We start from the raw sequence: 20,678 nt of genomic DNA on the forward strand, positions 1-20,678 counted from the left end.
GCGCCCCTACAGTAACAACGCTGTGGCTTGAAAAGCGGCGGCTAAAACTTAATTAAATGACAGTCCTGGTGACAGGCTGGCCGGCAACGTCAAACTTTCGCTTTCCAGCGACGCCATTGGCCAGGCGCAATAATCCGCCGCGTAGTAGGCGCTTGGACGATGGTTGCCGGAGGCCCCCACACCGCCGAACGGTGCCGCACTGGAAGCCCCGGTCAACGGCTTGTTCCAGTTGACGATACCGGCGCGCGCTTCCAGCAACAGGTGGTCAAAGCGCTCACGCTGCGGCGATATCAGACCGACCGACAGGCCATAGCGCGTCTGGTTGGCGATACGCACGGCTTCATCAAAGTCGTTATAGCGAATGATGGTCGTCAGTGGGCCAAAGTACTCTTCGTCCGGCACGTCACGCACGCCGGTGACGTCAATAATGCCGGGGCTGAGCAACGCGCTGCCACTTTCCAGGCGCTGCATGGTCAGCAAGGCTTTGCCGCCCAGCGACAGCAGGTGATGTTGTGCCGCCAGCATTTTTTCTGCCGCCGCGGAAGAGATCACCCCGCCCATAAACGGCTGGGGTTCAGCGTCCCAACGCCCAATACGCAACGCACTGGCTACCTGCACCAAACGCTCGATAAAGGCATCGCCCTCACTGCCGCGTTTCACCAGAATACGGCGCGAACAGGTGCAGCGCTGCCCGGCGGAAATAAACGCCGACTGGATCGCCAGGTTGACCGCCGCATCGCAGTCTTCAATCTGGTCAACAATCAGCGCGTTGTTGCCGCCCATTTCCAAGGCCAGAATTTTCTCAGGCTGCCCCGCCAACTGACGATGCAGGTGATAACCGGTGCCGGCGCTGCCGGTAAACAGCAGACCGTCGATATCGGTGCTGGCGGCCAGCGCCTCGCCGGTTTCACGTCCGCCTTGCACCATATTAATCACCCCGTCAGGCAAACCGGCCTGCTGCCATAGTTTCAGGGTTTCCTCGGCAGTCTGCGGCGTCAGCTCACTCGGCTTGAACACCACCGTGTTACCCGCCAGCAAGGCAGGTACGATGTGCCCATTGGGTAAATGGCCGGGGAAGTTGTAAGGCCCAAACACCGCCAGCACGCCGTGTGGCCGGTGGCGCAGCACCGAAGCCCCGTCCGCCATCGCGGTCTGGCTAACGCCGGTACGAGCCTGATAAGCCTGCAGGGAAATCGCCACTTTGCCGATCATCGCCTGGACTTCGGTCAGCGTCTCCCAACGGGGTTTGCTGGTTTCACGGCTGATGGTGGCCGCCAAATGCGACTTGTGCTCTTCCAACAGGGCAGCAAAACGTTTTACCAACTGTTCGCGTTGTTCAAACGGCGTGCGCGCCCAGGCCGGGAATGCGGCACGAGCGGCTTCGCAAGCGGCGGCCACATCGCTGCCGTCGGCGGCGTTAGCCTGCCACAGCGGCTGATTGTCGACCGGATCGGTTTTGCTGAATTCAGCACCACGGCCCTGCTGCCAGGCGCCATTAATAAACAGTGCAGGATGTGACATTACGCTTTCTCCTGTGCAATAAGGGGGATAACCCGCACCGGGCTGCCTTGCTCAACGCCCAGCGCCGCAGCGGTGGCCGCATTGAGGTGCAGACGATCGTCATACAGATCGGCATTGACCAGCAGTGCGCGGTAATTTTGATAATGATCGTTAGCCACCAGATGAACCGGCGCATCGGCGCGCATCGGCGTTTCATCCAGCACCACTTTCACCAAGCGGCTCTGCTTGACCGCACGGATATGATCGATTTCCGCTTCCAGCGTCGGGCCACCGTCAAAGATATCGACATAGCCCTGATAACGCAGGCCTTCCGACTCCAGTACCCGGCGCGCCGGTACCGTCTGCGGGTGCACTTCGCCAATCACTTTTTGCGCGTCTTCGGCCAGGAAATCGACATACAGCGGGTGCTTTGGCATCAGTTCGGCAATAAACGCCTTCTGACCGGTGCCGCTCAGGTAGTCTGCCTTGGCGAACTCGATGGAAAAGAAATGATTGCCAACGCTCTCCCAGAATGGGGAACGGCCCTCTTCATCGGAGAAGCCACGCATTTCGGCAATCAGACGCTCAGAGAAACGCTCACGGAAAGCGGCAATAAACAGAAAACGCACCTTCGACAGCAGCTTACCGTTTTCGCCGTGACGGTAGTCCGGATCGAGGAACAGCGTGCACAGTTCGGAATGGCCGGTGTGATCGTTGCTGAGGAACAGCGTCGGCACCGATTTATACACATTCAACTGCTTGGAGGCATGCACCTGGGTGCCAACGCGGAAGCTATACCAGGGTTCGGTCAGGCCAACGGCCACTTCAATGGCACAAACCCCGACCGCCTGTTGGCGCTCCGTGTCTTCCAGCACAAACAGATAACACTGCTCACCACGCGGAAGTTCGCCTTGCCAGGTTTTTAACGCCCGCTCAATGCGTGCCAGCAAGGTATCTTCGTCTTGCGGCAGGGAAGTGAGACCGATGCCGGATTTACCGGCGAGCGTCAGTAAATCAGCCAAATCACGACGCTCTATAGGGCGAATAATCATCATAATGCGAACCTCTTCTTAAGCAGGCTGCGCAGGTGAAGGCGCAGCCCGTGTGTTAGCTGCAAATCCGCGCCACGGCTCGCGCGAATCGCGCCAGCCCCTCTTTCACATCCTGCTCAGGAATGATCAGCGAAGGAGTGAAACGCACCACATCCGGGCCGGCGATCAGGGCAATCACGCCCTCTTCGTTGGCCAGTTGGGTGATCTGTTTCGCTTTACCGGCATAATCCTGGGTCAACTGACAGCCAATCAACAGGCCACCACCGCGGATTTCAGAGAAAATCGGGTATTGCTGGTTAATCTTGTTCAGGCCGTCGAGGAACCACTGGTGACGTTGTTTAACCCCATCCAGCACTTCCGGCGTGTTGATGATTGAGAACACCGCCCCCGCTACCGCCGTCGCCAGCGGGTTGCCGCCGTAGGTGGTGCCGTGGGTACCCACGCCCAGGGTTTTAGCCAGTTCGTCAGTGGTCAGCATGGCGCCGATTGGGAAGCCGCAACCCAGCGCTTTCGCGGTAGTCAGCACGTCAGGCACCACGCCGTATTGCGTATAGGCGTACAGCTCGCCGGTACGGCCCATGCCGGTTTGCACTTCATCGAAAATCAGCACCGCGTCGTGGCGGTCGCACAGCTCACGCAGCCCCTGCAAGAAGGCCGGATCGGCCGGCAGCACGCCGCCTTCGCCCTGAATCGGCTCGACGATCACTGCGCAGGTGTGGTCGTTGATCACTTCGGCGGCGGCCGCCAGATCGTTAAACGGCGTGTGGGTGATACCGCCCGGCAGCGGGGCGAAATCTTTGGAGTACTTCGGCTGGCCGCCGGCAGAGACGGTAAACAGCGTGCGGCCGTGGAAGGCGTTGTTAAATGCCACAATCTGATTCTTGCTGCTGTTGCCCTGGTCCAGCGCACGTTTACGTGCCAGCTTCAGTGCCGCTTCGTTGGCTTCCGCCCCGGAGTTACAGAAAAACACCTTGTCGGCAAAGGTGGCGTCAATCAGCTGTTTGGCCAAACGCAGTACCGGCTCATTGGTGTAGCCGTTGCCCAGATGCCACAGTTTGCCCGCCTGCTCCACCAATGCTGCCGTCACCACCGGGTGAGCATGGCCCAACGCGTTGACCGCGATACCGCCGGCAAAATCGATGTAAGACTTACCCTGTTGATCCCAGACCTGCGAACCTTCTCCCCGTACCAGAATAAAATCAGCGGGGGCGTAAACCGGGACCATCCAGTCGTCGAAAGACTGGCGGGTAACTGCGATTGGCTGTTCCATAATGACCTCATAACTTCAGCAAAGACTGAATTTTGACTGTAAGGGCCGCTCCAGCCCGAATGTTCCGTAACAAAACAACAAAAACTGCGCCGTGGGTTCGACTTTTCGACCGGTGATAACTCTGCCTTTCACCGTCTATTCAGAAACAAATCTGTTACATCAAACGCCTTTTTCGCTATTTATGCCGGGTATCGGGTCCTGTAACGGGGAATAAATGTTAACGAGCAGTTAAAATACATGCCGTTTGATAAAGAGTGTAGAGCAGCTATCGTGCCAAACTGGGATTTTTGGCGGATTTTGCGTTTTTTTACGCTAAAACAACGGCTTACAATGCATACTTATTCAATAAATATGCATTGGTAATGAATAATTGGAAAAATAAGGCTAAAAATCATCGTTGGCCGCGAAATCCTATTCAATTACAAAAAACTTCAATAATTCTGATCGCGCTCGCAAAAATAATTTGGCCCGATCTGCGCCCGATCACACTTTCGCCCCACTTCGGTGCAATGAACGCACCAAACACGGGCAAACCCGCGTCAGATCAGGCTCTGCGTGACGCCAGGTGAACCATCATCGGGCGTCTCTGCGGGCAACTTCCGCGCCAGATCTCATATTTGTTAACTTACCGAACAATTTGTTGACAGTCTGGGGACACGATAATAGGTTAATTTCAATGGAACACGTGTTCCATGATGAAAAAACACACACCACATCGACTGCACAGCATCGGGGTTATCATGGCTCATTTCTGCTTGCGTACTAACCATAGGATCACCGGGGCCGCACTGGCCGTGCTGTTGGCCCTGCCCGTTTCCGCCAGCGCCAACACCAGCATTACCTTCGCCAACTATTTGCCGAATGATTACATCAACAAGGTGATTAAAGACTTTGAGGCGGCACATCCGGACATCCAGGTGCAGTCGATCAAATGCGGCTTCGCCGACTGCCATCAAAAGCTGACGACCGCGCTGGCCGTCGGCCAGGGGGCCGCCGATATTTTCAGCGTCAGCACCATCAAGCTGGGCAGTTTTGCCAATTCCGGCGGCCTGAACAACCTGAGCACCCCACCGTTTAGCATCGATAGCCAGGGCTGGCAGTTTGATCCTTCGATGATCAGCCTGGCGAAGGGCAACGACGGCAATATCTATGGTGTGCCCTACGACACCGGGCCGGTGGTCATGATCTACCGTAACGACATGGTGCAGAAGGCGGGGATGAAGATTGAAGACATCACCCAAAGCTGGGACAGCTTTATCGCCTTCGGGGAAAAGCTGAAAAAAGAGCAAGGCGCCTACCTGCTCCCGGCCGCCACCAGTTTGATCAACCCGCTGGTGGTGGGCATGAACAGTGAACCGGGCAAGCCGGTATACACCAAAGACGGCAAACCCAATCTTGATTCGCCGCAGATCAAACAGCTGATGACGGTGATTAAAACGCTGTATGACAAAGGATTGGCGGCCTCGCTCGACGGCTCAACCAACTCGCAGGAATACATCAAGCTCTACCGCCAGGGGAAACTGTTCGCCGATATCGACGGTCCGTGGGACGAAGGTCGTATTGAACAGGAATTGGATCCGGACGGCGCCAAGGCCGGCCTGTGGCGCGTGACCGGCGTGCCGGGCAATATCAAGGTCAATGCCGGCGGCACCACGCTGGTGATCCCGAAACAGAGCAAAAACGCCCAGGCGGCCTGGCAGTTCATTCAGTACTTTATGCAGCGTGACGTAGTGATCGATGCGGCGAAAACCGCCGGTACCCTGCCTGCCCGTCTCGACGTGTATAACGCACCCTACTTTGACACACCGAGCAGCATTCTCGGCGGTCAGCATTCGATGCGCTACTACGCCAGCCTGGTGCCAGATCTGAAACCGGTCGCCTCATCGCCGGAAGACAATATCGCCAACGAGATCCTTAACGAAGCGGCGAAGAAAATTCTGGTGCAGCATCAGGACATCGACAGCACCCTGCGCGATGCCAACAAGCTGCTCGAGCGGCGGATGCGCGCACTATAATCCCCTATCCCCTGGGAGAGGGCTAGGGTGAGGGGGAAACACGAATAACCTTCCCCCTCTCCTCCAGAAAGAGGCGATTTTCAGTCAGGCCTTTCGGCCACCCATGTTTTATTTCCGTCGGTTCGGGGAGTCTATGCGTAAGCGATTTTTCAAAGGGCTGCTGCACGATCACCGCACCGCCTACCTGCTGCTGCTGCCGTTTATGCTGCTGTTCGCGGTGTTCAACGCCTTCCCGATCTTCTTCTCGGCGTTTTTGTCATTTCAGTCGTGGAACCCGGTCAAAGGGCTCAGTTCGATGAAGTTTGTCGGACTGGATAACTTTTACTATGCCTTCACCGACGATGCCTTCTGGGTGTCGCTGGTCAACACCATCAAAATTACGCTGGTGTCCGGCCTGTGCCAGCACCTGTTCGCCATCACCCTGGCCTACTCATTGCTGCACATCATCGTGCGCGGCAGACGCTTTTTGAAGGCGGCGATCTTCCTGCCCTACATCACCTCGTCCGTCGCCGTCAGCCTGATTGTGTTTAACCTGTTCTCCCCGGTCGGCATGGTTAACGAACTGCTCAGCGGGCTAGCCACCAAACTGCACCTCGCGACCTTGGCAGCGGCGTTGCCCATCAACTTCTTTGACAGTGACTGGATCCGCTTCACCATCGCCAATCAGGTGACCTGGAAGTTTACCGGCATCAATACGGTGATCTACATGACCGGTCTGGCGTCGATCTCACCGGACCTGTACGAAGCGATCGAACTGGACGGTGCCGGCCGCTGGCAAAAATTTCGTTATATCGCCCTGCCGCTGTTGGCGCCCTTTATCTTCTTCGCCACCTTGATGACGCTGATCGGCAATATGCAATTGTTCAATGAACCGATGATCCTCACGCAAGGCACCGGCGGCGTCGACAACAGCGGCCTGACGGTATCGATGTACGTGTACAAAACCGGTTGGTCCTATCTGGACATGGGTACCGCTTCGGCGATCTCCTGGATCCTGTTCCTGTTGATTGCCGTGGTCAGCGCCCTGGTGTTCTGGGGCTTTGGCAAGCGTGGAGGATTGAACAATGAACGCTAACGGCCGCCGTTTTGACACCGGCAAGCTGGTGATTTACCTGCTGGTCTCACTGTTTGCTTCGCTGTCATTATTCCCGTTCTATTGGTCGGCCTTGCTGGCGACGCAGGACACCCGCAGCATCATGGGCATGTCGCTGCGCTTTGGCAGCCACCTGCTGGAAAACTACCAAGGGCTGGAACAGCAAGTCCCCTTCACCCATGCGCTGCTCAATACCCTGTATGTCACCGCCATGGCGACGCTGACCAGCGTGCTGGTTTCCGCCGCTGCGGGCTACGCCTTCAGCGTTTATCAGTTCAAAGGCAAAAAGGTCCTGTTCACTACCCTGATGCTGACCATGATGGTGCCCAGCGTGGTCAACCTGGTGCCCTATTTCTTCGTGATCAAAAGCGTCGGCCTGCTGGATCAGTTCGCCGCCGTCTGGCTGCCCGCCGGGGTCAACATCTTCGGCATTTTCCTGGTACGTCAGTACGTCAGCTCCTCACTGCCCAGTGAAATTCTCGACAGTGCGCGCATGGATGGCCTGAACGAACTGCAAATCTTCCTGCGTATCGGCCTGCCGCTAATGCGTCCGGCGCTGCTAACGGTGGCGATCGTGGTGGTGGTCGATACCTGGAACAACTTTATGCTGCCGCTGGTGGCGTTGCAGTCGCCGGACAAACAAATTCTCCAGTTGGTGCTGCGCAGCCTGAGCGGCGCCACTGCCACGCCGTGGAACCTGGTGATGACCGGCAGTTTCCTGGCGATCGTGCCGCTGTTGATCGCCTTTATCTTCTCGTCCAAACAAATGATGGAAAGCCTCACCCGTGGGGCGGTCAAAGGATAACTTATGCAATCAATCGATATTTACCGCGCTAACGGCGCGAGCGAGCGTCAACAAGTGATCCTGTTTGCCGCCGCAGAAGACCAACTGCCTGCCACATTGCAAAATGCCGGTCTGCAACGGGCGGCCGTCGGCGTACTTTATCCACTGGGTGACAGCCATTTTGCGCTCAACATCGGCACGCCGCTGACCCCTGCCGCGCTGCAGGATGCCGGTGCGGCGATCGCCGCCGGGCAAAAAGACTACGGGCTGCAACAGCTCCGCCTGACGCTGGCCCCGGAATTGCCGGCTGATGCCGAGAACTGGCGTTGGTTGCTGTTCGGCCTGCGTTTAGGGGCTTACCGCTATCAGCATCACGCCAGCGCGACGCTCACCGATCCCACCCTGCCACTGGCTAGCCAGGACGCGGCCACCCAGGCCCTGTGCGACTGGGCCAATCTGCATGCCGAAGGCGTGATCGCCGGTCGCGAACTGATGAATAAACCGGCCAATATTCTCTACCCGGAAAGCTTTGTAGAAGCGGTAGCACAGTTGCCCTTCCGTCACCTGCGCCAGGAGGTGTTGGGGGATGAACAAATGGCGGAGCTGGGCTTTGGCGGCCTGCTCGGGGTCGGCCAGGGCAGCGCCCGTGCGTCGCAGCTGCTGATCCTCGATCACCACCCGGCCAATGCCCGCCACACGCTGGCACTGGTCGGCAAAGGCGTTACCTTCGACAGCGGCGGCATCAGTATCAAAGGCGCGGCACGCATGAGCACCATGAAGTTCGATATGGGCGGTGCCGCCGCGGTGGTGGGCGCCATGCGCATTATCGACGCACTGCAATTACCCATCCGCGTCATTGGTCTGTGCGGGCTGGTGGAAAACATGCCCTCCTCCCGCGCCCAACGCCCCGGTGACGTTGTCACTATGCACAACGGTAAATCGGTGGAGATCATTTCCACCGACGCCGAAGGCCGCATGGTGCTGGCGGACGTGATCAGCTATGCCCAGCAACGCTTCCAGCCGGATTATCTGCTGGATATCGCGACCCTGACCGGCGGCGCCGGCGTGGCGCTGGGCAAGGAATATGCCGCCATGATGGGCAACGACGAATCTTTTCTGGCGCAGGTCACCCAGGCGGGCCAGGTCAGCGCAGAACCGGTGTGGCCGATGCCGCACGGCGGCTGGTATCGCGGCGTGCTGAAGTCTGAATTCGCCGACTACCGCCACGGCGGTGAAGATCCACACGGCAGCCCGTGCGTGGCGGCGACCTTTATCAGCGAATTCGTGCAACCGGGTCAACGCTGGGCGCATCTGGACATCGCCGCCATGTCGACCGATATGCCGCACCGCAAACTGTATGCCAACGGCGCGTCCTCATTCGGCGTGCTGCTGCTGGCACGGCTGAGTTCCCTGCTTGCCGAAACGGAGCACTAATGGCTTACGTAGAATTGCTTGATATCAACAAACGCTATGACAACGGCTATCAGGCCGCCAGCAACGTTAATCTGCAGGTGGAAAAAGGCGAATTTGTGGTGCTGCTCGGCCCATCGGGCTGCGGCAAATCCACCACCCTGCGGATGATCGCCGGGCTGGAAACCCTGTCCTCCGGCGAATTACGCATCGACGGCGAACGCATGAACGAAGTGCTGCCCAAATACCGTGATATCGCCATGGTGTTCCAGAGCTATGCGCTGTATCCGCACATGACGGTGTACGACAACATGGCGCTGTCGCTGAAAATCAAAGGCATGGCCAAAGCGGAGATCGCCGGCCAGATTGCCGCCGTCGCCGAAATGCTGCACCTGAGCGAGTTTCTACAGGTCAAACCCGGGCAGCTCTCCGGTGGCCAACGCCAGCGGGTGGCGCTCGGCCGGGCGATCGTCCGGCGGCCGAAGGTGTTTCTGTTTGATGAACCGCTGTCCAACCTCGACGCCAAGCTGCGCAACCGCATGCGTCAGGAACTGTCGGCGCTGCACAAGGCGATTGGTGCCACCATTATCTACGTCACCCACGATCAGGTGGAAGCAATGACCATGGCGGACAAAGTGGTGATCATGAACCAGGGCAAAGTACAGCAAATCGGCACGCCGCTGGATCTCTACCACCGTCCGGTTAATCGTTTTGTCGCCGAGTTTATCGGCTCACCGCAAATGAATCTGTTTGAGGTACAGGTCCAGGTTCAGGGGGAGAGGATTGTGCTGCAGGGCGATTCGGGCCTGGTGCTGCCGCTGGCCACCGCGGATTTCCCGGCGTTGGCTCAACAACAGGGGGCCTGGCTGACGCTGGGTTGCCGTCCGGAGGCCTGCCGAATCAGCGAACCGCTGGCAGAACCGCATCTGACCGGGACGCTGGTGTACAGTGAAAATCTGGGGGCAGAAAGCAATCTGTTCGTGCAAGGCGACAACGGCGCGCAATACATCGTGAAACAGCATTCTCAGTTGCAGCAGCCACAGGGGCAACCGCTGGCGGTGACGCTGGATACCAGCGCACTGCACTTTTTTGACTCACAAACCGGCGAACGACTGGCACCGCAGGGGGAAACGGTGTTACCGAGCGGCATTCTGTGAGACCCTATGCCCGCTGCGCGACCCTACCGCAGCGCCCCGTTTTCCGTTGAGTATGCGCACCATGCCGATTAAAAAAGTCACCTCTCACGATGTCGCCCGCGTGGCCGGCGTTTCACGCACCGTGGTTTCCCGCGCCTTTTCCAATCAGGGCCGGGTATCGCAGAAAAACCGTGATCTGGTGATGCGCGTCGCCAGCCAACTGGGCTACGCCCCGGACGCCATCGCCCAGAGCCTGCACACCGGCAAAACCGGCTTTGTCGCGGTGGTGGTAAACCACTTTCATGACCTGTCCGACCTGGAGTTTTTCGACCGTCTGGTGGAGCAGTTACAAAACAGCAACCGGCAGGCGGTGATGATTCGGCTGGAAGGCATCGAAGATCCGGCCGGCTACCTGAAACAAACCATTTCCTATCACGTCGATTCTGCCGTGGTATTCGCCGACAACATCAGCGCCCGCGCCGCGAAAGATCTGTTTCGCGTCGCCACGCCGATTATGCTCAACGGCCTGGCAGGCGATGCCCTGTGCGATGCGCTCAACGCCGATGAGGCCCCCAGCCTGCAACAATTGGCGGCGCTGATGGCGCAAAAGGGGCAACAACGGGTGGCGGTGCTGGGCGGACGCAGCAGCGCCAAAGGGGAACAGCTGCGCCAACAGACCTTTTTAGCCCAGGCGGCGCAGCAGCAGTTGCAGATCGTGGCCCAGCTCAGCGGTGACTACAGCTACCTGAGCGGTTTCAAACTGGCACCGCAACTGCTGGCGGCTCGGCCGGCCCCGCAGGCGATCTTCTGCACCGCAGATTCCATGGCGATGGGGGTGATGGATTATATTCGTTTGCATACGCCGCTGCGGATCCCGCAGGACGTCGCGGTCTACGGCTTCGACGATATTCCGATGGCCGCCTGGCCGAGCTACCAACTGACCTCGGTGCGGCGGGATATCAGTGCGATGATAGCCGCCATCGTGCAACTGATCGAACTGCGCAGCAGCAGCCCGCAGGCCGCGCCGCAGCAGGTGACCATCCCCACCGAACTGGTGGTGCGCGCCTCCTGCTAACCCCGCCTTTCAGCGGGTAGTAATAATCTCGGCATCGCGTAATTCCGGTGCTGCCATGCCGGTTTGCCACAGCCAGTATTGGATCGGGCCGGGGCAATTGAGGCTGACCACCTTGTGGTTGCCCTGCTTATCGACGGCATGGATCGTCACCCCTTCGGTATAACCGTCCTTCAGGTAGTTCAAATCCTCGATCGCTTCATACACCGCCTGATCCAGCGTCATGCCCATTTTCATATACAACACTACGGCGCGGCTGGTGCCGCAGCGGATGGTCATTTCCCCGGTGTGGGTGCAGGCGCAGGCGCCATAGCGGCTGTCGGCATAGGAGCCGCTGCCGATGATCGGACTGTCTCCCAACCGCCCAGGGTATTTCCACGCCCAGCCCGAGGTAGAGGTAGCGGCACTGAGTGTCCCTCTGCCATCCTGCGCTAAAAATACCGTGGTATCGCGCACTCGCTCCGGATCGGTGGCGTTGTTCGACAGCCCGGCCAGCGGAATATTCGGCCAGTCACGACGCTGTTCGGCACTCATCGCCTGCTCGAGCTTTTCCCACCAGACGCGTTTGGAGTCGGCAATCAGATTGTCACCGGCCAGTGCGCCAATTTCAGCGGCAAAACGTGCCGCCCCGGCACCAACCAGGATCTCGTGGTTAAGATCTTCCATCACCCGGAACGCCACCTCCACCGGATGCAGGTACCCTTGCAATGCCCCTACCGCGCCGGTGCGCAAGCTATCGCCGTCCATCACCGAGGCATCCAGCTCCATCTCACCCAACACGTTGGGCCAGCCACCATAGCCCACGGTGCGCACGCTCGGATCCAACTCCACCAGCTTGATGCCCTCAACGATGGCGCGCAGGCCGTTGTGCCCCTGCTGCAGCCGTTCGGCCGACAGACCGATGCCCGGATGTCCTTCAGAGTTTGCAATCACAATCATAGGGTTCTGTTTCCCGCACGGCGTTAAGCGCCCAAAAGAGGCACCGGATTATCCGGTGTTCGGCACCAATGGAACACGTGTTCCGTTGGTGTTTAAAAAGTATCTTCGCCCCGTAGAAAAGTCAAACTCAGGCGGACGAAAGCGTGGCTTGGCACGCCTTTTCTCAACGTGCTGTCGGGCCAGCAAACGGCAGCCATTCAACTACACTGTGATCTCGACCGAAAAACGCTTGAGGAGCCATGATGTCCAAGAAAACTGTAGATCCCACCCAACCGGCCGCACAGCATGATATCCGCACCTTTCTGGATGCGTTGAATGCCGGCGGTGGCAAGCCGATGGAACAAATGAAACCGAAAGAGGCGCGCAAAGTGCTGGAGGGCGCGCAGCGTAGCGTCGAAGTGCCACTGCGCGAGGTCGAAATCAGCGAGAAAACCATTCATGTCGAGGGGCAGGATATCCTGCTGCACATTGTGCGACCGGCCAAGGTCAAGGAAACACTGCCGGTATTTATGTTCTTCCACGGCGGCGGCTGGGTGCTGGGAGATTTCCCTACCCATGAGCGGCTAGTGCGTGATTTGGTTTACAGCTCAGGTGCGGCAGCGGTGTTCGTCAACTATACCCCGTCACCGGAGGCTCATTACCCAACCGCCATCAATCAGGCCTATGCCGCCACCGAATGGGTGGCCGAATACGGCGAGAAAATCAACGTTGACGGCTCGCGGCTGGCGGTGGTCGGCAACAGCGTCGGCGGTAATATGGCGGCGGTGGTCAGCCTGATGGCCAAAGAAAAAGGCACCCCGGCGCTGCGCACGCAGATCCTGCTGTGGCCGGTAACGCACGCCAGCTTTGATACCGACTCTTATCACCAGTTCGCCGAAGGCCACTTCCTGACCCGCAACATGATGAAATGGTTCTGGGACAACTACACCACCGATAAAGCGCAGCGTAAGGAGATCTACGCCTCACCGCTCAATGCCACGCTGGAACAGCTAAAAGGACTGCCGCCGGCACTGGTGCAGACCGCCGAACTGGACGTGCTGCGTGACGAGGGTGAAGCCTATGCCCGGCTGCTGAATGCCGCCGGGGTAGAGGTCACTTCCACTCGCTACAATGGACTGATCCACGATTACGGGCTGCTAAACCCTATCGCTCATGTGCCGGCGGTGCATTCCGCCATCCATCAGGCTGGGCGGGCGCTCAAACATTATCTGGCCTAGGCTAATCGGCATAATGGCAGGCTACCCGATGCCCTGCGGCCACCGTCCGTAATGCCGGGGCCTGTTCCCGGCACTGTGCGGTGGCCTGCGGACAACGGGTGTGAAAACGACAGCCGTGCGGCGGTTGCGCCGGGTTAGGCAGTTCGCCCCGCGCCATCGCCTGCGGCTGGCGTTGCGGATCCAGACTGGGCACCGCCGCCAGCAACGCCTGGGTATAGGGATGGCGCGGTTGGCCAAACAGGCTGTCGCGGTCTGCGCTCTCGACAATCTGGCCGAGATACATCACCGCCACGTCCTGACACAGGTGTTCCACCACCCCGAGATCGTGCGAAATAAACAGGAAGGTCACCCCCTGCTGCTCCTGAAGATCGGAAAACAGGTTGATGATTTGCGCCTGTATTGAGACGTCAAGCGCCGAAATCGGCTCGTCCGCGACAATAAATTCCGGCTGCAGGATCAGCGCGCGGGCAATACCGATACGCTGCCGCTGACCACCGGAAAACTCATGCGGAAAACGGCCGTAGTGCTGCGCCGACAGCCCGCAGATCTCCATGGTGTCGATCACCCGATCACGCAGCTCGTTTCTTTGCGCCAGCCCATGTTGCAACAGGGCTTCACCAATCGCATCGCCAATGCGCATCCTCGGGTTCAGCGAACTGTAGGGATCCTGAAACACCAACTGCATCTTCGGGCGCATCTCACGCAGCCGTCGTGGGCTGAGCGCATCCAGCGCCTGTCCCTTGAACAGCACCTCACCGGCGGTTTTGTCATGCAGCCCCAGCAGCGTGCGGCCCACGGTGGTTTTCCCACTGCCGGACTCGCCCACCAGGCCGAAAATCGTGCCTTTTCGAATGCCGAAACTGACGTCATCCACCGCTCGCAGCTGCCCGGTAGTCCGGCCGAACAGGCCTTCCCGCAGCGGAAAATGCTTCTTCAAACCTTTGACTTCCACTAACCACTCAGCCGACATGAATACGCCCTCCGGCATTCAGAAAACAGGCCGACTGGCGCTGCAATGGGCCATACAACGGCGGGATACCGTCGCGACAGCGCGCACTGGCCTGAGCGCAACGATCGGCGAAGGCGCAATGGTCGGGCAGTTTAGCCAAATCAGGTACCTGACCGGGGATCGAATACAATCTGCGTCGCCGCTGCCCGGCCACCGGCCGCGAAGCCATCAGCCCCTGAGTATAAGGATGCAGCGGGTTAGCCAGCACTTCACGCGTTGCCCCCTGCTCGACTATCCGTCCGGCGTACATCACCACCAGCCGGTCGGCCATCTGGGCAATCACGCCAAGGTCGTGGGTGATCAGCATCATCGCCATATTATTTTTGCGGGTCTGTTCTCGCAGCAGTGCCAGGATCTGCGCCTGTACGGTGACGTCCAGCGCGGTGGTCGGCTCATCGGCAATCAACAGGGCCGGACGGCAGCTGATGGCCATGGCAATCATAATACGCTGCAACATGCCGCCGGAGAGCTGGTGCGGGTAGCTGGTCATCAACTGCTCCGCACGCGCCAACCCCACCTCGGTAATCAGCGCCGTCGCCTCGCGCCAGGCCGCCTTCGGCGAAGCACCGCGATGACGGATCAGCGGTTCCACCAGCTGTTCGCCGATGGTCAGCACCGGGTTCAGGGCGCTCATCGGTTCCTGGAAAATCATCGCCAGCCGGTTACCGCGCAGATCGGCCATCTGCTGCGGTCGCAGTTTCAATAAATCTTGCCCGTCAAAATGGATTTCGCCGCCGTCAATCTGCGCCAGCGGCTGCGGCAACAGCCCCATCAGCGCCATGGCGGTGACGCTTTTACCACAGCCGGACTCGCCGACCACTCCCAGCGTCTGTCCGGCATGCAGTTCAAAACTCAGTTGCTGCACCGCCTGCACCCGGCCCTGCTCGCCATTGAAGGCCACCGACAGTTGATTAAAAGCCAGGAGGGGTCGGCTCATGGTCTTGCTCCGTTCATTTTCGGATCGAGCGCGTCCCGCAGGCCGTCACCCAGAATGTTAATCGCGACCACGGTGATAAAAATCGCCAGGCCGGGTGGCATCCACAACCAGGGACGACGTTGAAAATCGATCAGGCTGTTGGCGGCGTCCATCATGTTGCCCCAGGACGGCATCGGCGGTACCACGCCCAGCCCCAGGTAGCTGAGTGCCGACTCACTGAGAATGGCGTTGGCAACGCCCATGGTGGCCACCACCACCAGGATGGGAATGGTGTTCGGCAACAGATGGCCGAACAAACGCCGCCGGGTGGACAGCCCGAGCACTTCGGTCGCCAGCATAAAATCGCGCTCGCGCAGCGACAGGATCTGGCCGCGTACCAGCCGCGCCAATGAAGGCCAGCCCAGCAGGCTGAGCATGATCATCACCATGTAGATACGGTAGTCCGGAGAGACGTCCAGCTCGGACAGCATCGCACCCATAATGATCAGCAGCGGCAGGCTGGGGATGGTCATCAGCAGATCGGCAAAGCGCATGATCAGCTTGTCCACCATGCCGCCCAGATAGCCGGACAGTGCTCCCAACAGGTAGCCGAGCGTGACGGACAGCAGCATCGACACCAGGCCGATGGTCAGTGAGATACGCCCCGCCAGCAGCAGGCGCGTATAAATATCGCGACCGAGGAAATCGGTGCCGAGCCAGTGTGCCGCATTGGGTGCCTGGTTGATGTTTAGCGCATCACCGGCATCGTCCTGCCAGGGCGACAGCATCGGCCCGAAGATGCACAGCACCGCCAGTATCAGCAGCAACAGCAGCGAGGCCATCGCCAGCCGGTGACGCCGCAGCCGTTGCCAGGCCTGAGCGGTTGGGGGTGGCGACAGCTGCGCCAGCGCCGGAAGTTGCGCCTGCCGCCAGCGGCGACGGCGTCCAAAAAACAGCGTTGCCAACATCTTCACCTCAAACGAATTCGTGGATCGGCATAGGCGTACAGAATGTCCGCCAGCAGATTGCCCAAAATGGTCAGCACCGCCAGAAACAGCGTGAAGCCCATCAGCACCGGATAGTCACGGGCGGCCAGCGAGTCGATGTGGATATGCCCCGCCCCTGGCCAATTGAAGATTTTTTCGGTGATCAGCGCGCCGGAAAACAGCGCCGGTAATTCAAACCCCAGCAGCGTGATAATCGGCAACAAAGCATTACGCAGCGCGTGTTTGACGATCACCGTTTTCTCCTTCAGCCCTTTGGCGCGAGCGGTGCGGATGTAGTCCATGCGGATCACATCCAGCATGCTGGCGCGGAAATAGCGCGTCAGGGTACCGGCCTGCAGCATCACCAGCGCCAACACTGGCAACAGCAGGTGCGCCGCCACCTCTGCCACCCAGGCCAGCCCGGTCGCTTCGCTGCCGGTGCGCAGCATGCCGCCCGCCGGCAGCCAATGCAGATCGACGGCAAACCATTTGATCAGCAGCAGGCAAAGGAAAAAGGTCGGAAATGACATGGCGCCGAACACCGCCACCGTGACCAGATGGTCGAACAGCGAATAGGGTTTCATCGCCGAAGCCACGCCAACCGCCAGCGCAATGCCCCAGTACAGCACCAGGGCGACCGAAGCCAGCAGGAACGAATTCCAGATGTACTGATTCAACAAGGTGCTGACCGGGATCTGGTACTGCAGCGAAAAACCGAGATTGCCTTGCAGCAACTGGCCGAGCCAGTGCCAATAGCGGATCAGCAGTGGCTGGTCCAGCCCGTACAGCGCGCGTAATTCGGCGGCGCGCTGCGGCGTCAGGTTAATGTTGCCGTCAATAAAATCGCCGGGCGTCAGCGCGAAGATAAAGAAAATCAGCAGTGATGCCAGCAGCAGCATCGGCAGGGTTTGCAGCAGGCGGCGCAGGATAAAATTTCTCATGGTGTTTTCCATTACCGCCGCACGGAGGAGCGCGGCGGTACCTTGCCGTTACTGAGCCAGTTTGACGTCCGGCAGGCTGCCGGTCAGGCCATTGTAGACATCCGGTTTAAAGCCGGTGACGCGGGCGCTGCTGGCGCTGAGCACTTTGCGGTTACCCAGCAGGATCACCGGTGGGTCTTCCGCCAGCACCTGATACAGCCGGTGATACAGCGGTTTGCGCTGCCCGATATCCAGCGTGGCGTTAGCCTGACCGATCAGTTGGTCGGCCTGCGGGTTGTGATAGCCGGTTTCACTCACCTGGCTGATGAAATCGCGCACCCCATCATGCGGGTCATTCAACCCGCTGGTGCTGAGCGACGCCAGGTCATAATTCCCGGCCTTGCGCTGCGCCAGCAACGCGTTGAAATCCAACACCTGCGGTTTGAGCAGCACGCCTATCTGCCGATAGTTGTCTTTGGCGATCGGCACCAGCGCATCGTTAAGCAGCTTTTTGGTCACCAGCAGCGTCAGCTCCAGTTTCTTGCCGTCTTTCTGGCGAATGCCGTCTGCACCCGGTTTCCACCCGGCCTGATCGAGCAATTGTTTCGCTTTGTTGACGTCATAAACGTATGGATTGATGCCTTGCGGATCATAGGCCCAGGAAACGGGTGAGATCGGCTGGTTAGCCACTGAGCCATATCCCTGATACACCACGGTAATCAGTTTTTGGCGATCCAAACCGTAGATCAGCGCCTGACGGACACGCACGTCCTGCAACGCCGGGCGCTTAAAGTTGAAATCCACCCGGCTGTAGTCGCTTGAGCTGTACAAATTGATGTTGGCAAAGCCCAACAGTTTCAACTGTTCAATGTCATCGGGCTTGGAGGTGAAGGCGTCATAGTCGGTTTCACCGGTCTGGAACAGTTGGAAGTTGGTGGCCGGGTTGGTCACGCGGTAAATAAAGCGCGCCACCGCCGGCTGGCCGAGGTAGAAATTCGGGTTGGCGTGGAAGCGGATTTCCTGCCCCGGAATGTATTTGTCGTAAATATAGGGGCCGTTGCCCAACGGCTTACCATTCAACGCGCGCACGCTTTCCAGCTTGCCGCGTTGATAATCCTTGCCATAGTAGGCTTTCGACAACACCGGCCCGCCGATCAGTTGCAGCGTGGTCGCACCCGGCTGGGTGGTGGTGATCTGCAGAGTGCGATCGTCAATCACCTTCAACCCGCTGATGCTGGGGGCGGTGCCGTTTTTGTATTCCGTACCGCCCTGAATATGCGCCGGAGCAATGTCGGTATCCCCATCATAGGCCGGGTCATGCAGCAGCGTCAGGGTAAAGGCGATGTCTTCGGCCTTGATCGGCGAGCCGTCACTGTAGAGCAGGTTCGGGCGCAGCTTGATGGTATACACCCGGTTATCCGGGCTGACCTGCCAGGACTCCGCCAGCCGTGCGACCGGTTTACCCTGGCTGTCCAGGCCAATCAGCCGGGTGAAGATCACGTCGGTGACGTTCTCATCCCAACCGTTGGTGAACAGATAAGGGTTAAAGTTGCCCTGTGGCTCGAGAATACCGGCCACCACGGTGTCTTTACGCAGTTTGGCGGCATTCGGTACCAGGCTGGCGTCGGTGGCCGGAGTGATCCCTTCCGTCAGCGTTTCCGCCTGCGCACCCAATGAAATGCCTATCGCACCAGCCAGCGCCAGGGGCACCAGTCGTTTTTGCAACAGTCTGTTTATATTATTTTTTATTTTTCTCACCCACTGCCCCTTGTCTACCCGTTGATAAAATGTGACAAAATTTATCGCAGAGTAATGGGCGGCCGGAGGGCTGTCTAACAACGAAACCGGCATTCCATTGCCAAAAAAAGCATTATGAATTTTTCTATTGCGATGCCCCGCCGTTGGCGCTGTTCAGCCTGCCGGTTCGAGCTGCCGGATAAGTTTGGCTAAGGTTTTGATTGCCGCCTCATGCTTGTCGTTCCAGTCAAAAGAAGCGTTCAGGCGGAAGCAGTGATTGAAATGGTTACCGGTGGTGAACATTCGGCCCGGCGCGATACTCACTCCCAATGCCAGCGCTCGCTGGTAGAGTTCCATCGACGACAGCGCCGGATCCAGTTCCAGCCACAGGAAATAGCCGCCGTCCGGCTGGCTGACTTTGACGGTAGGCGGAAAATGATGGGCAATCGCCTGGCGCATCATGCTTTGGCGCTGCGCCAGCAAACGGCGCAGGCGCCGCAGGTGAGTATCGTAGCCGCCGTGCAGCAGATAGTCGGCTATCGCCAACTGGGTCGGCACGCTGGTGGACACCGTGCTCATCAGCTGCAAACGCTGGATCTGCTGCGCATAGCGCCCCGCCGCCACCCAACCGACGCGGAAACCCGGGGCCAGACATTTGGAGAACGACGAACAGTGCAGGACTTGCCCGCCGCTGTCCCACGCCTTGGCCGGCTGCGGCCGCTCGGCGCTGAAATACAGCTCGCCATAAACGTCGTCCTCAATCAGGGAAATCTGCCGCTCACGCAGCAAACTCACCAGCCGCTGCTTGTTGTCGTCCGACAGGCTGGCCCCCAGCGGGTTCTGGAAGTGGGTCATCAGCCAACAGGCCTTGATCGGATACTGCTCCAGCGCCTGTTCGAGCGCATCGAGATCAATACCGTCCTGCGGGTGAGTGGCAATCGCCACCGCCTTCAGACGCAGCCGCTCCAGTGCCTGTAACGCGCCATAAAACGCCGGCGATTCAATCGCCACGTAGTCCCCCGGCTGGGTCACCGCCTGCAGGCTGAGGCTTAATGATTCCATCGCCCCGGCGGTGATCACGATTTCGTCCGGCGCCACCTGCATGCCGCTCAGCGCATAACGCTGGGCGATGTGGCGGCGCAGTGCTTCATTGCCGGGTGGCAGATTGGCCAGTGAGCTGTGCGGCGTAAACTTGCGTGCCACGCTGCTCAGCGCCCGCGCCAGCTTCGGTTGGGCAAATAAGGTGGCATCGGGAAACGCCGAGCCAAAGGGCACAATATCCGGATCCTGGCACGCCTGCAGCACATCAAAAATGAAGGTATTGATATCCACCTGCTCGCTCAGCAACAGCTTTGCGCCGTGTGCCGGCTGCGGCAATGGCTGCGGACGCGCCGCCACGTAATAACCGGATTGCGGCCGTGCGACGATCCAACCCTGACTCTCCAGCAATTGATACGACTGCACCACCGTCATCAGGCTCAGCCCGGCGCGTTTGCCGCTCTCTCGCAGCGACGGCAGCTTATCCCCCGCCCGCCATACCCGGTTCTGGATCTGTTCACGAATCTGTTGTGCAAGCTGTTCGTATCTGGTCATAGGCCCTAACTGTTATATGAAAAAGTGAA

Annotated in this window: 17 protein-coding genes; 7 read left to right on the top strand and 10 right to left on the bottom strand. The window is 59.0% G+C overall.

Going from position 1 to position 20,678, the window contains the following annotated elements; all coding sequences use genetic code 11:
- Positions 1-48: 48 nt before the first annotated feature.
- The 3 genes from astD to ACSOSI_RS15135 are packed head-to-tail and all read right to left on the bottom strand — an operon-like array spanning position 49 to position 3,822.
- Positions 49-1,521 (bottom strand): succinylglutamate-semialdehyde dehydrogenase, encoded by a 1,473-nt coding sequence (gene astD / locus ACSOSI_RS15125; protein WP_476705700.1) that lies wholly within the window; start codon positions 1,519-1,521, stop codon positions 49-51.
- Positions 1,521-2,555: an arginine N-succinyltransferase gene (gene astA, locus ACSOSI_RS15130; RefSeq protein ID WP_012145566.1), complete on the bottom strand. Its 1,035-nt coding sequence runs from the start codon at positions 2,553-2,555 to the stop codon at positions 1,521-1,523. The genes astD and astA overlap by 1 nt, the downstream gene beginning before the upstream one ends.
- Positions 2,556-2,607: 52 nt before the next feature.
- Entirely contained in the window at positions 2,608-3,822 is a 1,215-nt protein-coding gene (locus ACSOSI_RS15135; protein WP_012145567.1) for an aspartate aminotransferase family protein, read from the bottom strand.
- 692 nt (positions 3,823-4,514) lie between these two features.
- Between ACSOSI_RS15135 and ACSOSI_RS15140 the strand changes: the two genes are divergently transcribed.
- From ACSOSI_RS15140 to ACSOSI_RS15165, 6 genes are all read left to right on the top strand, one after another.
- Positions 4,515-5,837 (top strand): ABC transporter substrate-binding protein, encoded by a 1,323-nt coding sequence (locus ACSOSI_RS15140; RefSeq protein WP_017893131.1) that lies wholly within the window; start codon positions 4,515-4,517, stop codon positions 5,835-5,837.
- Positions 5,838-5,970: 133 nt separating this feature from the next.
- On the top strand, positions 5,971-6,912 hold the full coding sequence (locus tag ACSOSI_RS15145; protein ID WP_017893132.1) for a carbohydrate ABC transporter permease: 942 nt from the start codon (positions 5,971-5,973) through the stop codon (positions 6,910-6,912).
- The gene (locus tag ACSOSI_RS15150; RefSeq protein WP_012145570.1) at positions 6,902-7,735 is read left to right on the top strand and encodes a carbohydrate ABC transporter permease; all 834 of its coding nucleotides are present in this window, start codon (positions 6,902-6,904) and stop codon (positions 7,733-7,735) included. The genes ACSOSI_RS15145 and ACSOSI_RS15150 overlap by 11 nt, the downstream gene beginning before the upstream one ends.
- A gap of 3 nt (positions 7,736-7,738) precedes the next feature.
- Positions 7,739-9,148 (top strand): leucyl aminopeptidase family protein, encoded by a 1,410-nt coding sequence (locus ACSOSI_RS15155; RefSeq protein ID WP_476705701.1) that lies wholly within the window; start codon positions 7,739-7,741, stop codon positions 9,146-9,148.
- A complete protein-coding gene (locus ACSOSI_RS15160; RefSeq protein WP_476705702.1) occupies positions 9,148-10,281 on the top strand; it encodes an ABC transporter ATP-binding protein in 1,134 nt (377 codons plus the stop codon). The genes ACSOSI_RS15155 and ACSOSI_RS15160 overlap by 1 nt, the downstream gene beginning before the upstream one ends.
- Before the next feature lie 61 nt (positions 10,282-10,342).
- Positions 10,343-11,335 (top strand): LacI family DNA-binding transcriptional regulator, encoded by a 993-nt coding sequence (locus ACSOSI_RS15165; RefSeq protein ID WP_476705703.1) that lies wholly within the window; start codon positions 10,343-10,345, stop codon positions 11,333-11,335.
- Between the two features lie 9 nt (positions 11,336-11,344).
- On the opposite strand, the gene ACSOSI_RS15170 is transcribed toward ACSOSI_RS15165, so the two are convergent.
- A complete protein-coding gene (locus ACSOSI_RS15170) occupies positions 11,345-12,271 on the bottom strand; it encodes a glycosylasparaginase (protein WP_476705704.1) in 927 nt (308 codons plus the stop codon).
- A gap of 242 nt (positions 12,272-12,513) precedes the next feature.
- On the opposite strand from ACSOSI_RS15170, the gene ACSOSI_RS15175 reads away from it, so the two are divergent.
- Positions 12,514-13,488, top strand: a complete 975-nt coding sequence (locus tag ACSOSI_RS15175) for an alpha/beta hydrolase (protein WP_261422399.1) — start codon at positions 12,514-12,516, stop codon at positions 13,486-13,488.
- Between the two features lies 1 nt (position 13,489).
- Here the strand turns inward: ACSOSI_RS15175 and ACSOSI_RS15180 are convergent, their stop codons facing one another.
- The 6 genes from ACSOSI_RS15180 to ACSOSI_RS15205 form a co-directional block, all read right to left on the bottom strand.
- On the bottom strand, positions 13,490-14,458 hold the full coding sequence (locus ACSOSI_RS15180; protein WP_112364470.1) for an ABC transporter ATP-binding protein: 969 nt from the start codon (positions 14,456-14,458) through the stop codon (positions 13,490-13,492).
- Positions 14,448-15,434 carry an ABC transporter ATP-binding protein gene (locus tag ACSOSI_RS15185; protein WP_368459965.1) on the bottom strand — a complete coding sequence of 329 codons (987 nt, stop codon included), beginning with the start codon at positions 15,432-15,434 and terminating at the stop codon, positions 14,448-14,450. The genes ACSOSI_RS15180 and ACSOSI_RS15185 overlap by 11 nt, the downstream gene beginning before the upstream one ends.
- Positions 15,431-16,381: an oligopeptide ABC transporter permease gene (gene opp4C / locus ACSOSI_RS15190; RefSeq protein ID WP_261422397.1), complete on the bottom strand. Its 951-nt coding sequence runs from the start codon at positions 16,379-16,381 to the stop codon at positions 15,431-15,433. Before opp4C ends, ACSOSI_RS15185 begins: the two co-directional genes overlap by 4 nt.
- Positions 16,382-16,383: 2 nt before the next feature.
- On the bottom strand, positions 16,384-17,340 hold the full coding sequence (locus ACSOSI_RS15195) for an ABC transporter permease (protein WP_017893140.1): 957 nt from the start codon (positions 17,338-17,340) through the stop codon (positions 16,384-16,386).
- Positions 17,341-17,388: 48 nt separating this feature from the next.
- The gene (locus ACSOSI_RS15200; RefSeq protein WP_476705705.1) at positions 17,389-19,077 is read right to left on the bottom strand and encodes an ABC transporter substrate-binding protein; all 1,689 of its coding nucleotides are present in this window, start codon (positions 19,075-19,077) and stop codon (positions 17,389-17,391) included.
- A 153-nt stretch (positions 19,078-19,230) separates the two neighbouring features.
- On the bottom strand, positions 19,231-20,649 hold the full coding sequence (locus ACSOSI_RS15205; protein ID WP_012145581.1) for an aminotransferase-like domain-containing protein: 1,419 nt from the start codon (positions 20,647-20,649) through the stop codon (positions 19,231-19,233).
- Positions 20,650-20,678: the final 29 nt, after the last annotated feature.

It is taken from the genome of Serratia sp. AR11 (assembly GCF_056376275.1).